We start from the raw sequence: 13,712 nt of genomic DNA on the forward strand, positions 1-13,712 counted from the left end.
CCTATGATGGCCGACATGATCCGGGTGGTGATCGCTGACGATCAGGTGATGATCAGGGACGGGCTGGCGACGCTGCTGGACTCCGATCCCGGCATCGCCGTCGTCGCGCAGGCGGGGGACGGGCAGGAGGCCGTGGAGCTGGCGAGTGAGCTGGCGCCCGACGTGGTGGTCATGGACATTCGGATGCCCCGGATGGACGGGCTGGCCGCCACGGCCCAGATCGCCTCCGAGACCGGGCCTCGCGTCCTCATCCTCACCACGTTCGACCTCGACGAGTACGTGTACGAGGCCCTGGGCGCGGGCGCGTCCGGCTTCCTGTTGAAGGACGCCCCGGCGCACGACCTGATCCACGCCGTCAAGGTGGTGGCGTCCGGCGACGCGCTGCTCGCCCCGTCGGTGACCCGCCGCCTGATCCAGGACTTCGCCCGACGCCGCCGCCACGAGCGGCCCAGGACCGGCGCCGCGGACGCCCTCACCCCGCGCGAGCTCGACGTGCTCCGCCTCATCGCACGCGGCCTGTCCAACGCCGAGATCGCCGGTGAGCTGTTCCTCGCCGAGCAGACGATCAAGACGCACGTCGGCCATGTGCTCACCAAGCTCAATCTGCGCGACCGCACCCAGGCCGTCGTCTTCGCCTACGAGAACGGCATCGCGGGCTGACCCGAGGCCCCTGGCCGCCCTGAGGTTGCCCAACGATCGATGAACCTCCGATGTACGGGAGGTTCCTCATCTAGATCACGAATCTGTGATCATGGTAGTTTTCGCCACGCAAGAGTCGGCCTCATCCGTACATGACCGGAAGCTGCTCCGGTCCTCCCCGATCGGAGTGCCCTTTGCGTTTCTCGTCCCGCCCGGCCAAGCTCGCCCTCGTCACGGCGGCCGCCGCCACCGCCGTCGTCGCGACCTCCACCTCGGCCTCCGCCGCCAGCTTCACCGTCTCGGCGAAGGTCAACAAGAGCGACTGCACCTCGCAGAGTTCGCCCTACAAGTGGTGGGGCGGCGGCCCGTCGTCCGCCTCCGCCTACACGTACCGGCCCCGCGGCACCGTCGTCATCTGCTACTACAAGTACCGGATCGCCGACAGCGACCGCAGGTACGACTACTGGGCCGTCTCGATCGTGTCGAAGTGGAGGTTCAGCGACGGCGACCCCAAGGCCGGCGCCCGGATGTTCCAGAACATCAAGTCCAACGTCGGGGCCAGGAGCAACGTCTACGCCGCCACGCCGACCCACAAGTCCAACCGCACCTGCAGCCAGACGTTCGACGTCGCGGTGCAGGTCGGCTTCTTCAGCGCCACGGTCAGCCCCAGGATCTGCAAGGGGTACACGGTCAAGCGCAGCAGCTACTCCTCGAAGTACGCCCGCTACACGTCCGCGAAGGCCGGCGGCCTCCGCGTCGTCGACACCGTCTACACGCAGAAGGTCCCCAAGGGCGTGGTCCCCAAGTACAACCTGTCCGTCGGCGTCCCGCGCTACGAGTTCAAGTGGACCGGCATCTGGAACGTCACCTCCCGCATCGTCTACATCAACCGCAACAAGTTCTGATCCGAAGCGCTCCGCCGCGCCCCTGACCCCGGTCCCGAGCCCCTCGGTTATCGTGATCTCACGGTTACGGTGTGTCGGATCGGGGGGCTCATGGCGGCACCGTGCGTCACCGTCGACCTCGGGGTGATCGAGCGGAACGCCCGGGCGGTCACCGCGGCGTGCGCCCGCCACGGCGTCAGCGTCTTCGGGGTGACGAAGGGGACCTGCGGGATGCCGCAGGTGGCGCGGGCGATGCTGCGCGGCGGCGTCATCGGGATCGGCGAGTCCCGGCTGGAGAACATCCGGCGGCTGCGGGCGGCCGGGATCAGCGATCCGGTGCTGCTGCTGCGCAGCCCGCCGCCGGACCTGGCGGACGAGACGGTCCGGCTGGCCGATCTCAGCCTGAACTCCGAACTGGAGACGATCGAGGCGCTTTCGCGGGCGGCGGAGCGGCGCTCCCGCGTCCACGAGGTGATCCTCATGGTGGATCTGGGCGATCTGCGGGAGGGGGTGTGGCCGCCGGAGCTGATGCCCGCGGTCGCCCGGATCGTGGTGTGGCCCGGGGTGCGGCTGGTCGGGCTCGGCACGAACCTGACGTGTTTCGGGGCGGTGCTGCCGTCTGCGGAGAACATGGGGCGGCTCGCCGGGTACGCGCGGCGGGTGCGGGCGGAGTTCGGGCTGGAGCTGCCGCATGTGACGGGCGGGAACTCCAGCAGCCTGCCGTTCCTGCTGGCGGGCGGGATGCCGCCGGGGATCACGAATCTGCGGCTCGGGGAGACGATCCTGCAGGGCGGCCGGGACACGTTCTTCGACGAGCCGTGGGACGAACTCGACAGGTCGGCGTTCACGCTGGAGGCCGACCTCCTCGAGGTGAAGGTGAAACCGTCGGTGCCGATCGGGGAGACCGGCGTCGACGCGTTCGGCGGCCGCCCGGTCTTCCCCGATCGGGGCGACCGGCTGCGCGGCATCCTCAACGTCGGGCGGGAGGACGTCGACGTCGCGGTGCTGCACCCGGTCGAGGCGGGGGTCGAGGTGCTGGGCGCGTCCAGCGACCACATGATCGTCGACGTGACGGAGATGGCGCCGCCGCCGTCGGTCGGCGACACGCTGCGCTTCCGCCTCGGCTACGGGGCCCTGCTCGCGGCGATGACCAGCGAGTACGTGCGGAAGGTCCCCATGTTCGACCAGCCTCCACCCCGCCCCCGCTCGATCGCCCTGGACGTCGACCCGGGCCTCGCGGCCGCGGCCGTCGCGGCGAAGGCCGCCGCGCGGATCGCCGCCCTGAACCTGGCGCCCTCCCCCGGCGGGATGCCCGCCCGGCTCACCGAGCACCCGTCCGCCCGCCTGGTCGCCGACACCGGGGGCGACTCCCTCGGGCTGGTCTGGCTCACCGCGGACGCCGGCCTCCTCGCGCGGCTCCTGGAGCTCCGGCCCCGCCTCGCGCCGGAGAACATCGCGGTGGTCGGCCTGCGCGAGGCGTCCGACCTGGTCCGCGGCACCCCGCTGTCCGTCGCCACCATCGTCGACGTCGACGCGCGCGGCATCCGGGACGTGATGCGCCGCGCCCTGGACGCCGCGACCGCCGGCACCCGCGGATACCTGCTCCTGTGCGAGGCCGGGGTCCACACCCCCGGCAAGGGCCTGTCGGAACGCGAGGCCCACCAGGCCACCGAGGCCGTCGCCGCCCGTCCGGGCCTCCTCGGCCTGGAGTTCACCGGCCTGACCCCCACCGCCGTCCCCTTCGCCTGCGACCTCCTCATGTCCGCCCTGGGCCGCACCATCCTGTGACCAGTGGCCGCGCCCGAGGGCGCCCGGGAGGTCCTTCCCGGCCGCCCCCGACGCGCGCTTGGCTCGCCGTCATGCGCGAGTCCGACATGTGCCGGACTCCTGGAAGCAAGACCCGGCACCCGGCCGGTTCGCCGCCCGAGCGGAAGATCGTTGATCTTGATCGTTTCGACGGGAGCAACATGAAGCGCACAATCATGGCGTTGAGCAGCCTGTTCAGCGCCGCACTGCTGGTGCTAGGCCTCGCCGGTCCGGCGTCGGCCGAGGTCGGGATCTACAAGATCGGCGGCTGGAACACGCTGCAGAGCTCCAACAACGGGCTGATGTTCAGCGTCAAGTCGGGGCAGTGCTCCTACGAGGCCAAGTTCACCATCTCGGCCGGCGGCACGACGATCGGCGGCGCCAAGCAGTCGTCCCTCTGGGTGTACGGACACCTGCTCCCGGGCTATCCCAAGACGAGCTCGGGAAAGCCCAACTGCCGGGCGTCCATGGACATCCAGCTCTACAACTGGACGACCGACACGTTCAAGACCACCAACATCGTGATGGTCCCCGTGGTCTATGACACGCACCAGACGACGACGTTCGACGTGTTCACCGGGATGACCCTCGGGGACTACGCCGATTACCAGGGCTGGACCCTCATGGGCGTCACGACGTCCGTGGAGGACCTCAGGCTCACCGCCCTCGGCACGGTGAACGGCACCTACGGCGGCAAGTTCTACGACATCCGCATGTGCGAAGGCGGTTCCAAGGTCCGCTGGGACTGCGGCTGGTGGGAGAAGGGCTCCATCTGACCAAGGGTACGGGGGGACGCGTTCCACCGGAGCGCGTCCCCCCGGCACGTCCTGTCACGGACGCGGAGGACGGGACCCGCACACCTGGCCGGGGTACGCGCAGGTCATTGGGCTAGGGTCGGGAAGGCGGTCAGTGGCCCGGCGCGGTCCGAGCGCACGTACGGGAGGCCGGTCCCTCGCGGCTCCGGACGTCCGAGATCTCCGACACCATGGGCTTCGCATAGTGGATCATCAGTTCGTCCTCATCGCCGGTGCGGCACTCGCGATCATGATCGCCGCGTCCGTCTTCGCCCGGCGCACCGGTGTGGCGGCGCCGTTGCTCCTCGTCGGGCTCGGTATCGCCGCCAGTTATCTGCCGAGCACGCCGGTGATCCACCTCGAACCGGAATGGGTGCTGGCCGGGGTCCTGCCGCCGCTGCTGTACTCGTCGGCGGTGAACCTCCCGGTGATCGACGTCCGCCGGAACTTCTGGCTCATCTCCTGGCTCTCGGTCGCCATGGTGATCGTGTCGGCGCTGGTCATCGGCGCGGTGGTGCACCTGCTGTTCCCCGACATCTCCTTCGCGCTCGCGGTCGCGCTCGGCGCCGTGGTGAGCCCGACCGACGCGGTCGCGGCGACCGCGATCGGGCGCCGCGTCGGGCTGCCGCCGCGCCTCATGGTGGTCCTGGAGGGCGAGAGCCTGGTCAACGACGCGTCCGCCCTGGTCGTGCTCCGCACGGCGCTGGCCGCCCTCGCGGTGACCGGCGAGTTCTCGCTCGGCCACACGGTCCTGGAGTTCGGCTGGGCGGTCGTCGGCGCCGCCGTCATCGGGTCGGTCACCGGATGGGTGACGGCCCGGCTGCGCGAGCGGCTCGACGACCCGGTCCTCAACACCACCATCTCCTTCGCGGTCCCGTTCCTCGCCTTCTTCCCGGCCGAGGAGGTGGAGGCGTCCGGCGTGCTCGCGGTGGTCGTCGCGGGCCTCGTCACCGGCACGATGGGCAGCCGCCGCTTCAGCGCCAGGGACCGGCAGACCCAGACCACCACCTGGACGACGATCAGCTTCATCCTCGAAAGCGCCGTCTTCCTCGCGATGGGCTACCAGCTGCCGGAGTTCGTCAACGCGGCCCGCGGCGAGACCACCCTCGGACGGATGACGGGGCTCGTCGCGGTGGTCGTCGCCCTCCTCGTCGCGCTGCGCTTCCTCGGGCTGGCGTGGCCCGCGCTCACCTCCCGCTTCGGCACGGGCGACAAGGGGGAGCAGGCGAGGGCGCGCCTCGACCGGTTCGAGGAGCGCCTGGACGCCAGAACGCCCGCCGACGAGCGCGAGGAGGCCCGGCTGGCGGCCGCCCGCCGCCGGCTGGAACGCGGCAAGGCCGACGTCGAGTTCGAGGAGCGCGAGCCGATCACCGCCCGCGGCAGCCTGGCCCTCGCCTGGGCGGGCATGCGCGGAGTCGTCACGGTCGCCGCCGTGCAGACCATCCCGGTCGGCACCCCCAACCGGGCGACGATCGTCCTCGCCGCGTTCTTCGTCGCGCTCATCACCCTCGTCGCCTTCGGTCTCACCCTCCCCGCGGTGATCACCCGGCTGCGGTTCCGCGCGGAGAGCCCCGAGGAGCGACGGGACGCGTTCCACGCGCTGCTGCGCCAGGTCGGCGAATCCGCGGTGGACGCGCTCGGCCCGCTGGAGGAGCAGACCATCGACGGCGAGCGGATCGACCCTCGGCTCACCGCCCAGATGAAGGAGCGGATCCTCCCCCGCATCCTCACCGGCGCCCACCAGGCGAGCGCCCCCAAGCCCGGCGCACTCGAACAGACCCTCATCCTTCAGCACCGCTACCTCGACGCCATGCGCGACGCCCTCTCCGCCGAACGCGGCATCGGCGCGTACAGCTCCGAGACCTACCGGCACGTCGAGGACCTCCTCGACACCATCGAACAGCGCACCACCACCCGGGCCTGAACCCCTCCCCCCAACGGGGTGCCTCCGCGAAGGAGCGCCATGACCGAACCCGACGAGCACGGTGACCCTCTCGATCTGACGGGGGCCCGCCTCGACGGCCTGAGCCTGTCCGGGTTCCGGCTGGCCGGAGCACGGATGCGCGGAGCGGTACTGAGGTTCACCGACCTGTCCCACGCGGACCTCACCGGGGCGGACCTCGTCGAGGCGACGCTGTACGGGACGTTCCTGGAGGGCGCGGAACTCCGCGGCGCGAACCTGACCCGGGCGAGCGCCGAGGGCATGATGGCGTCGGAGGCGGACCTGGCCGGGGCCGTGCTGCACCGCGCCGACCTGTGCTGGGCACAGCTGTGCGAAGCCGACCTGACCGGCGCCGACCTGCGCGACGCCGACCTCACGCGAGCCGATCTCACCCGGGCGGTCCTGCGCGACGCGCGGATGACCGGCGCGAACCTCTCCGACGCGCGGCTGACCGGCGCCGACCTGCGTGGCACGGGCGTCCGCGCCGAGTGGGCGCGCACCGTCACGCCGCTGGTCCAGGGGGCGCTCTTCGACCCGTGACGAGCCGCGCCCCACGGGCCGTTCACGTGGCCGACGGCGGAGCGGAAGCCGATGACGCCGGACGGCACTCCCGGCGTCGCTCGGATCGGCCGGGCTCTGGGATGATCGGGGGACCGTCCGCCTTCCCCAGGAGTCACCGACATGACCGAGTTCTCCGGCGTCCACCAGCGGCTCGTGGCGCGTGTGCCGCTCGAGCCGGACGCGCGCCTGGAAGCGGAGGTCGTCGCCTATGCCGAGCGTGAGCAGACCCTGGAGGGTTACGCCGTGCACGACGCGGCGGTCGCCGACCCTAAGCCCGCCGTCATCGTCCTGCACGACTGGACGGGCCTGCGCGAGTACCCGCGCGCCCGCGCCCAGATGCTGGCGCGGCTGGGCTACTTCGCCTTCGCCGCCGACCTGTACGGCACCGGCCGCCGCTTCGACGACCAGAAGGAGGCCGCCGCGGAGGCGGGACGCTACTACGGCGACCTCCCGCTGCTGCGCGAGCGGGTCCGAGCCGCCTACGACGTGGTCGCCGCCGACCCGCGCGTGGACGAGACCCGCATCGTCGTCATCGGTTACTGCTTCGGCGGCAGCGCGGCCCTGGAGTTCGCCAGGACCGGCGCCGACCTGGCCGGCACGGTGTCGTTCCACGGCGGCCTCCAGCCGCACGACCCCGCCGACGTGACCCGCGTCAAGGGCTCGCTCCTGATCCTCACCGGCGGCGCGGACCCGGTCGTGCCCGACGCCGCCGTCACCGCCTTCGCCGACGAACTCCGCACCCGCCCCGACCTCGACTGGCAGATCACCGTCTACTCCGGCGCCCCGCACTCCTTCACCCTCCCGGAGACCCCCGCCTACCGGGAGGTCGCCGACCGCCGCAGCTGGCGGGCCCTGACGTCCTTCCTCGAAGAGGTCTTCACCCGATAGAGCGACGGGTGCGGCGGCCGAAATCGCCCATCGATTCATGTCCGGACACCCTGCGGTGGACCGGAGTCGGCTTAGCCGAGCGTCCGACTTCGCACCCGTGCCGTTCTCCTCCACCGAGGCGCCGGCCGGGCTGCTGCTCCATCCGAGGGTGCGGGACTGCGCGGTCGTGCGGATCTCCATGGGGTACGGGGGGCACGCGCTCGTCGCGCACGTGGTGGCCGACGGGAAGGTCGAGGCCGCGGATCTGGGGGCCTTCCTCGCCGCGCCCCGGGCCATCGCCCGCCGCACGCCCCGCGCGTTCGTCCCCGTCCGGGCGGTGCCCCGCGGCGAGGACGGGAAGGTGGATCCCGCGCGGCTGCCGCGGCCGGTGACCGGACGGCGCTCCTATGGCAAGGGCGGGCCGACCCGCACGCCGCCCTTCGCCGAGCACTCCGATCCGGGCCCCGAGCGGCTCACCCGCGGGATGCTGCTGCTCGCGGTGCCCGTCGCCGTCCTCGCGTTCGTGCTGACCGAAGTGCTGTGGCGGCACTCGACCGACACCACGGGCATCCCGTCGCCCTGGTGGTGGCTGTTCCCACAGCGCTGACCTTCCTCGCCCACCTGTCCGTCGCCTGGCTGCTGCTGGCGCGGTGGCCGCAGGACAACTCCTACCGGCCGGTCAGCCGGAGGTCGGTCTCGGTCGGCGCGAGCCTGCCGGCCCCATCGGCGACGACGTCGACGTCGAACCCGCCGCGGTGGCCCTCGTCGGCCAGGGCCCGGCCCACCGCGGCGCCGAAGCGCGCCGCGGTCGCGGCGAGGCGCTCGGGCAGCGCGCCGGGTCCGACCGTGACGCCCTGGTAGCTCGTCCCCTCGACCTCCATCGCGCCCGTCGGGCGCTCCGACGGTCCCGTTGAACTCCGCGACGTTGCCGACCCGCGCCCGTCCCCGGTCCCCCGGCCCAGGCCGCCACCCACCCCGGCTCGTCGGCGGCACCCGGAAGACCGCTCATCGGTGCGCTGTGGCAGATTCCTCAGATCACGCCCAGGGCCAGCATCGCATCGGCGACCTTGCGGAAGCCGTCGATGTTGGCGCTTGCCACGTAGTTGCCGGGCATGCCGTATTCGTCGGCGGTCTGGAGGCAGCGGGTGTGGATGTCCTGCATGATCTCCTGGAGGCGGCGTTCGGAGTACTCGAACGTCCACGAGTCGCGGCTGGCGTTCTGCTGCATCTCCAGCGCGCTGGTGGCCACGCCGCCCGCGTTGGCGGCCTTGCCCGGGGCGAACGCGACGCCCGCGTCCAGGAAGATCTTGATGCCCTCGGGCGTGGTCGGCATGTTGGCCCCCTCCCCCACGGCGACGCAGCCGCCCGCGACGAGGAAGGCGGCGTCCGCGCCCGTGATCTCGTTCTGGGTGGCGGACGGCATCGCGACCTCGCAGGGCACCTCCCAGACGCTGCGGCCGGGAACGAAGACGGCCTGGCCGCCGCGGCGTGCGGCGTAAACGTCGAGCCTGGCCCGCTCGACCTGCTTGACCTGCTTGAGCAGATCCAGGTCGACGCCCTTCTCGTCGATCACGTGGCCGGAGGAGTCGGAGCAGGCCACGACGAGGCCGCCGAGCTGCTGGACCTTCTCGATCGTGTAGATCGCCACGTTGCCGGAGCCGGAGACCACGACCCGCTTGCCGTCGAACGACGTGCCGCGGGCCTTCAGCATCTCCTGGACGAAGAACGCACAGCCGTAGCCGGTGGCCTCCGTACGCACCTGAGCGCCGCCGTAGACGAGCCCCTTGCCGGTGAGAACGCCGGATTCGTAGCGGTTCGTAATGCGCTTGTACTGGCCGAACAGGTAGCCGATCTCCCGGCCGCCCACCCCGATGTCGCCCGCGGGCACGTCGGTGTGCTCACCGATGTGCCGGTAGAGCTCGGTCATGAAGCTCTGGCAGAAGTTCATCACCTCGCGGTCGGAGCGGCCCTTCGGATCGAAGTCCGAGCCGCCCTTTCCGCCGCCGATGGGCAGACCCGTCAGGCTGTTCTTGAAGATCTGCTCGAAGCCCAGGAACTTCACGATCCCCAGGTAGACCGACGGGTGGAACCGCAGCCCGCCCTTGTACGGCCCCAGCGCGCTGTTGAACTCCACCCGGAAGCCGCGGTTGATCTGCACCTCGCCCCGGTCGTCGACCCACGGCACCCGGAAGATGATCTGACGCTCGGGCTCGCAGATCCTCTCGATGATCTTGGACTCGGCGTACTCCGGATGCTTGCCGAGCACCGGACCGATGCTCTCGAGCACCTCCCGCACGGCCTGATGGAACTCCATCTCCCCGGCGTTCCGCCGCAGCACACTGTCATAGATCAACGACAACTTCTCGTGCAAGATCATCCCCCAGGTCGCGCCTTTTGCCGCCCCACCTTACGACTCCGCCCACCCCTGCCGAGGCGCCCCCGCCCCGTGTCCCGAACACGGACCCACCGGGTCGGCGGGCGGCCTCCCGGGGCCGCTCAGCGGCGCCGGGGTCTGGGAGCGGCGCGCTTCTGCGGGGTCTTCTTAAGGGCGGGCTTCTGGGGGGCGCGGCCGCGGGAGCTGTTGGCGGTGCGGCCGCGGACGATGCCGATCAGCTCCTCCATGAGATCCGTCGTCACGTCCGCGGGCCAGGCCAGGCCGATCTGGGACCGGGGGGCGTCCGTCACGGTCCGGTAGGTGACGTCCTTGCGGTGGTGGAGGCGGGCCAGGGACTGCGGGAGCAGCAGCACGCCGGCCTCCGACGCCACGAGCTCGATCGCGTCCTCGGTGATCTCGGGGCGGGTGAAGGCGGGCCGCCCTGGGCGATCGGCCCAGTCCAGGACGTCGTCGAGCGGCGCGAAGACGTCCTCGTCGGCGAGATCGGCGAGCGCCACCTCGTCGACCGCGGCCACCGCGTGCTCCTTCGGCACCACGACGACGGTCGCCTCCACATAGAGCGGGATGACGTGCAGGGCCTCCCGGTCGATGGGCAGCCGCACGAACGCGGCGTCCGCGCCGCCGCCCCGCAGGAGGGGAACGGCCTCGGCGGCGGGCACCTGGATCAGCCGGAGCGGCACCTCACGCACCCGCTCGGCCCAGACACCTGCCCATTTCGCGGGCGTCACCCCCAGCGCGTAGGCCAGCCGGAATTCACCCTCAGTCACCTCCCCAGCCTAGTGGCGTTCTGACGGCCCTCTCGCACTGGCTACCCTTGACCCATGAGCACGTCCAGGGCGAAGACCCCGCAGACCATGAAGCCCGCGACCGCGGCCAAGAAGCTGGGGATCCTGCTGTCGGCAGCGCCCGCCGAGTTCCAGGAAGGCGTGGTGTCCCGGGACGAGCTGAACGCGCTCCAGGCCGACCCGCCGGCCTGGCTCACCGACCTGCGCCGCGAAGGCCCCCACCCCAAGCAGGTCGTCGCCGCCAAGCTCAGCATCTCCACCTCGGGCCTGGCCCGCGGCGGCATCACGGGCCCCCTCACCACCGCCGAGATCGAGGCCCTGAAGGCCGAGAAGCCCGAGTGGCTGCGCAAAGAGCAGAACAACCTGAACGAGGTCCGGCACGAGACCGTCCGCCTCAAGCAGCAGAACGCCAAGGCCCGCTCCACGAAGTGAAGCCGCCCTATCTGAGGCCGGGCAACGAGAGGACGGCCTTGTGAAGGTCGTCTTCACGGCCGAGCTGTGGATCTGGGAGGCCCGGCGGTCCGACACCTGGACGTTCGTCAGCCTGCCCGCCGAGGTGTCCGCCGACCTCCTCGACCGGCCGCGCCCGCCGTCGCCGGGCTTCGGCGCGCTCCGGGTGCGCGCGGCGATCGGCGGAACCACCTGGACCACCTCGATCTTCCCCGACAAGGCGCGCGGAACCTACGTCCTCCCCGTCAAGCGCGCCGTCCGCACCGCCGAGGACCTGACCCCCGGCGACCCCGCCACCGTCACCCTCACCGTCCTCGATCCCTGAGACCCGGTCGGCTCGGGCGGAGCGGCAGGCGCAGGACCATACGGGCGCCCGGCAGGCCGTCGGTGCGGTCGGCGGCGTGCAGGGTGCCGCCGTGGGCCTCGGCGATCTGGCGGGCGATCGGCAGGCCCAGGCCGCTGCCGCCCGGGTCTGAGGACCGCGCGTCGGAGCGGCGGAAGAAGCGGGTGAAGATCCGCTCCTTGTCGGCGTCGGGGATGCCGGGACCGTCGTCGACGACCTCCAGCACCGCCCGCCCGTCGGTGGCGCCGAGCCGCACCTCGAGGTGCGAACCGGCGTGCCGTTCCGCGTTGGCCAGCAGATTGGCCAGGAGACGGGCCAGCCGGATCGGCGAGGCGTCCACCACGATCCCGCTGCCCAGACTCGTCGACGTGGTGATCGTGAAAGAGCGGCGGGCCAGCTCGCTCCGGGTCAGCTGGGCCAGGTCGACCGGCTCGGTCGGCGCGGGCGCCCCCGCCTCCAGGCGGGCCAGCTCCAGCAGTTCGCCGATGATGTCGCCGAGCCGCTCGGCGTCCTGCAACGCGGCCCGCAGGATCTCGCGGGGGTCCGCGTCAGGGTCCTGGAGCGCCTCCGCCAGCCTGATCTGCAGGCCGGTGATCGGGCCGCGCAGATCGTGTGAGGTGTCGACGACGACCTGGCGCTGCCGCCGGACCATCTCCCGCAGCCCCTCGGCGATCCTGCGCTCCCTGGCCTCGGAGCTGCGCAGCCGCTGGTTGACGTCCTGGAGCCGCCCGGTCTGGAAGAACAGCTGGGCCTCGATCGCGGCCGCACGGGTCAGCCCCTCGTCGAAGACCGGCGCCCGCCCTTCCTCCCGGATCCGTTCGACGACCGAGGTGACCTCCTCCACCCGCAGGACCAGACCGTGGACCGGGCCGCCGGCCTCCCGCAGGGTGCGGCAGGCCACGCTCCAGTACCGCTCCTCGGAGGTTCCCGGAAAGCCCGGTACTTCGACGTCGTAGCGTTGCAGCACCACGACGTCCGCCGCGTCCTCGTCCCCGGCCAGCAGCCGCTCGAAGCACGCCCGCATCGTCTCCGCACCCTCTTTCCAGGACCCGCCCGGGAAGACGTCGAAGAGGTTGCGGCCCACGCATTGCTCGCGGGTCCGGCCGAGGAGCAGCTCGTAGTCGCGGTTCACGGCGGCGAAGGTCAGGTCGGGCGACAGCACCGCCAACGCGACCGGGGCCCTGTCGAACCAGGACCGGAAATCGACCTCGTCCATCGGCACTCCCTCTGCCGTCGTGTGCGGGGAGGAAGCGAGCCGCCGCGTCATCCCCGAAGGCCTCGCCCTGCGATGGCGGCGCATAGGACGGCACCGCCCGGGTCAGGCCGGGCAGAGGTCCGGACGAGCACAGTGTGCTCGACCACCGCCGCCGACAAACACGCCCCCGTCATGATTTGCCCGATGATCACCCAAGATTTGGACATCTTCCGCCGGGCCGATGATGAGCCTCAGTCCGCCGCGCTTCCGAGGTCTTCTCGGGCTCGGCCCGAACCGACGCCTTTACGCAGTAAGGCTCCTACGGGGCCGCCGAGCCAGGGACCTTGGGAGGCGGGTCAGGGGGGGCGGAGGGGGAGGCCGGCGCGGACGCGGCGCTTGAGCGCGTGGAAGTCGCGGAAGCCGTCCACGTCCACCAGCGGGGTGCCGTCTTCGGCGGTGTCGTCGAGGACGCGCAGGAGGTCGCGGTCGAAGTGGTCGAGGAGCCGGACATCGTCGAGCGGCAGGCCGGCGGGGCGGTTCGCCGACATGCGCGGGGTGCCCACGACGACGTTCGCGTGGACCCGGCCCTCGACGGTGAACCAGTGCTCCTCGCCGTAGAAGAGGTCCGCGTGGACGTCGCCGCCGATCAAGGCCGAGCAGTCGTTGTAGTCGCCGATGAGCCGCCCGGTGCGCAGGTCTCCGTGGACCTCCAGCCAACCGGCGGTGACCACGTCCCGGGCCCGCATGCCGCCGGTGACCAGCAGGAACGACTCCGGATCGTCGCCGTCTCCGTAACAGCCGTCGACGATGAGATCCCCGTGCACGATCAGGAGGTAGGCGCCCTCGTCGGTGAGATCGAGGTCACCGGGAACGTGCAGGTCCCCGTCCGCGACCAGCACATCGGTCTCGTAGTCCTCGATGTCGTCGAGGGCGCCGTCCACCGCCTTCGCCTTGTGCGGTTCATGGAACAGCCGGACCGCGGCCCGTGCCTCCGCCTCGGTGACCTGGCCCCGCCGCAGACTCCGCACCCCTTCGATCATGCGCCCAAGGT

Annotated in this window: 15 protein-coding genes; 10 read left to right on the forward strand and 5 right to left on the reverse strand. The window is 71.5% G+C overall.

Going from position 1 to position 13,712, the window contains the following annotated elements; all coding sequences use genetic code 11:
• Positions 1–15: 15 nt before the first annotated feature.
• The 8 genes from EDD29_RS21985 to EDD29_RS22020 all read left to right on the forward strand — a co-directional run bounded on the left by EDD29_RS21985 (position 16) and on the right by EDD29_RS22020 (position 8,100).
• Positions 16–660 carry a response regulator gene (locus tag EDD29_RS21985; RefSeq protein WP_123670613.1) on the forward strand — a complete coding sequence of 215 codons (645 nt, stop codon included), beginning with the start codon at positions 16–18 and terminating at the stop codon, positions 658–660.
• Between the two features lie 173 nt (positions 661–833).
• On the forward strand, positions 834–1,544 hold the full coding sequence (locus tag EDD29_RS21990; RefSeq protein WP_123666227.1) for a hypothetical protein: 711 nt from the start codon (positions 834–836) through the stop codon (positions 1,542–1,544).
• Between the two features lie 90 nt (positions 1,545–1,634).
• A complete protein-coding gene (locus EDD29_RS21995) occupies positions 1,635–3,311 on the forward strand; it encodes an alanine racemase (protein WP_123666228.1) in 1,677 nt (558 codons plus the stop codon).
• A 179-nt stretch (positions 3,312–3,490) separates the two neighbouring features.
• Positions 3,491–4,105, forward strand: coding sequence for a hypothetical protein (locus EDD29_RS22000; RefSeq protein WP_148086047.1), 615 nt, complete (start codon positions 3,491–3,493; stop codon positions 4,103–4,105).
• Positions 4,106–4,328: 223 nt separating this feature from the next.
• A complete protein-coding gene (locus tag EDD29_RS22005) occupies positions 4,329–6,047 on the forward strand; it encodes a cation:proton antiporter (RefSeq protein WP_123666230.1) in 1,719 nt (572 codons plus the stop codon).
• Positions 6,048–6,086: 39 nt separating this feature from the next.
• On the forward strand, positions 6,087–6,605 hold the full coding sequence (locus tag EDD29_RS22010) for a pentapeptide repeat-containing protein (RefSeq protein ID WP_123666231.1): 519 nt from the start codon (positions 6,087–6,089) through the stop codon (positions 6,603–6,605).
• Positions 6,606–6,746: 141 nt separating this feature from the next.
• On the forward strand, positions 6,747–7,514 hold the full coding sequence (locus EDD29_RS22015) for a dienelactone hydrolase family protein (RefSeq protein ID WP_123666232.1): 768 nt from the start codon (positions 6,747–6,749) through the stop codon (positions 7,512–7,514).
• 97 nt (positions 7,515–7,611) lie between these two features.
• Positions 7,612–8,100, forward strand: coding sequence for a hypothetical protein (locus EDD29_RS22020; RefSeq protein ID WP_123666233.1), 489 nt, complete (start codon positions 7,612–7,614; stop codon positions 8,098–8,100).
• A gap of 61 nt (positions 8,101–8,161) precedes the next feature.
• Here the strand turns inward: EDD29_RS22020 and EDD29_RS22025 are convergent, their stop codons facing one another.
• From EDD29_RS22025 to EDD29_RS22035, 3 genes are all read right to left on the reverse strand, one after another.
• Positions 8,162–8,374, reverse strand: coding sequence for a hypothetical protein (locus EDD29_RS22025; protein ID WP_123666234.1), 213 nt, complete (start codon positions 8,372–8,374; stop codon positions 8,162–8,164).
• Between the two features lie 149 nt (positions 8,375–8,523).
• Entirely contained in the window at positions 8,524–9,870 is a 1,347-nt protein-coding gene (gene gdhA, locus EDD29_RS22030) for an NADP-specific glutamate dehydrogenase (protein ID WP_123666235.1), read from the reverse strand.
• Between the two features lie 119 nt (positions 9,871–9,989).
• Positions 9,990–10,655 carry a LysR family substrate-binding domain-containing protein gene (locus EDD29_RS22035; RefSeq protein WP_246052922.1) on the reverse strand — a complete coding sequence of 222 codons (666 nt, stop codon included), beginning with the start codon at positions 10,653–10,655 and terminating at the stop codon, positions 9,990–9,992.
• A gap of 54 nt (positions 10,656–10,709) precedes the next feature.
• Here EDD29_RS22035 and EDD29_RS22040 point away from each other — a divergent pair, with 54 nt between their 5' ends.
• Both EDD29_RS22040 and EDD29_RS22045 read left to right on the forward strand, forming a co-directional pair.
• A complete protein-coding gene (locus EDD29_RS22040; RefSeq protein WP_123666236.1) occupies positions 10,710–11,105 on the forward strand; it encodes a DUF5997 family protein in 396 nt (131 codons plus the stop codon).
• 40 nt (positions 11,106–11,145) lie between these two features.
• Positions 11,146–11,448 carry a DUF1905 domain-containing protein gene (locus EDD29_RS22045; RefSeq protein ID WP_123666237.1) on the forward strand — a complete coding sequence of 101 codons (303 nt, stop codon included), beginning with the start codon at positions 11,146–11,148 and terminating at the stop codon, positions 11,446–11,448.
• On the opposite strand, the gene EDD29_RS22050 is transcribed toward EDD29_RS22045, so the two are convergent.
• Both EDD29_RS22050 and EDD29_RS22055 read right to left on the reverse strand, forming a co-directional pair.
• Entirely contained in the window at positions 11,429–12,682 is a 1,254-nt protein-coding gene (locus EDD29_RS22050) for a PAS domain-containing sensor histidine kinase (RefSeq protein WP_170201506.1), read from the reverse strand. The genes EDD29_RS22045 and EDD29_RS22050 overlap by 20 nt on opposite strands.
• 335 nt (positions 12,683–13,017) lie before the next feature.
• Positions 13,018–13,701 carry a hypothetical protein gene (locus EDD29_RS22055; protein WP_123666239.1) on the reverse strand — a complete coding sequence of 228 codons (684 nt, stop codon included), beginning with the start codon at positions 13,699–13,701 and terminating at the stop codon, positions 13,018–13,020.
• Between the last annotated feature and the right edge of the window lie 11 nt (positions 13,702–13,712).

This window comes from Actinocorallia herbida (assembly GCF_003751225.1).
GTDB classification, from domain to species: Bacteria; Actinomycetota; Actinomycetes; order Streptosporangiales; family Streptosporangiaceae; genus Actinocorallia; species Actinocorallia herbida.

What these genes read in the sequence shown, in the direction of transcription:
- gdhA (WP_123666235.1), bottom strand. Translation starts at nt 9,870, where the DNA reads ATGATCTTGCACGAGAAGTTGTCGTTGATCTATGACAGTGTGCTGCGG.
- EDD29_RS21995 (WP_123666228.1), top strand. Translation starts at nt 1,635, where the DNA reads ATGGCGGCACCGTGCGTCACCGTCGACCTCGGGGTGATCGAGCGGAAC.
- EDD29_RS22055 (WP_123666239.1), bottom strand. Translation starts at nt 13,701, where the DNA reads ATGATCGAAGGGGTGCGGAGTCTGCGGCGGGGCCAGGTCACCGAGGCG.
- EDD29_RS22040 (WP_123666236.1), top strand. Translation starts at nt 10,710, where the DNA reads ATGAGCACGTCCAGGGCGAAGACCCCGCAGACCATGAAGCCCGCGACC.
- EDD29_RS22015 (WP_123666232.1), top strand. Translation starts at nt 6,747, where the DNA reads ATGACCGAGTTCTCCGGCGTCCACCAGCGGCTCGTGGCGCGTGTGCCG.
- EDD29_RS21985 (WP_123670613.1), top strand. Translation starts at nt 16, where the DNA reads ATGATCCGGGTGGTGATCGCTGACGATCAGGTGATGATCAGGGACGGG.
- EDD29_RS22010 (WP_123666231.1), top strand. Translation starts at nt 6,087, where the DNA reads ATGACCGAACCCGACGAGCACGGTGACCCTCTCGATCTGACGGGGGCC.
- EDD29_RS22000 (WP_148086047.1), top strand. Translation starts at nt 3,491, where the DNA reads ATGAAGCGCACAATCATGGCGTTGAGCAGCCTGTTCAGCGCCGCACTG.
- EDD29_RS22050 (WP_170201506.1), bottom strand. Translation starts at nt 12,682, where the DNA reads ATGGACGAGGTCGATTTCCGGTCCTGGTTCGACAGGGCCCCGGTCGCG.
- EDD29_RS22025 (WP_123666234.1), bottom strand. Translation starts at nt 8,374, where the DNA reads ATGGAGGTCGAGGGGACGAGCTACCAGGGCGTCACGGTCGGACCCGGC.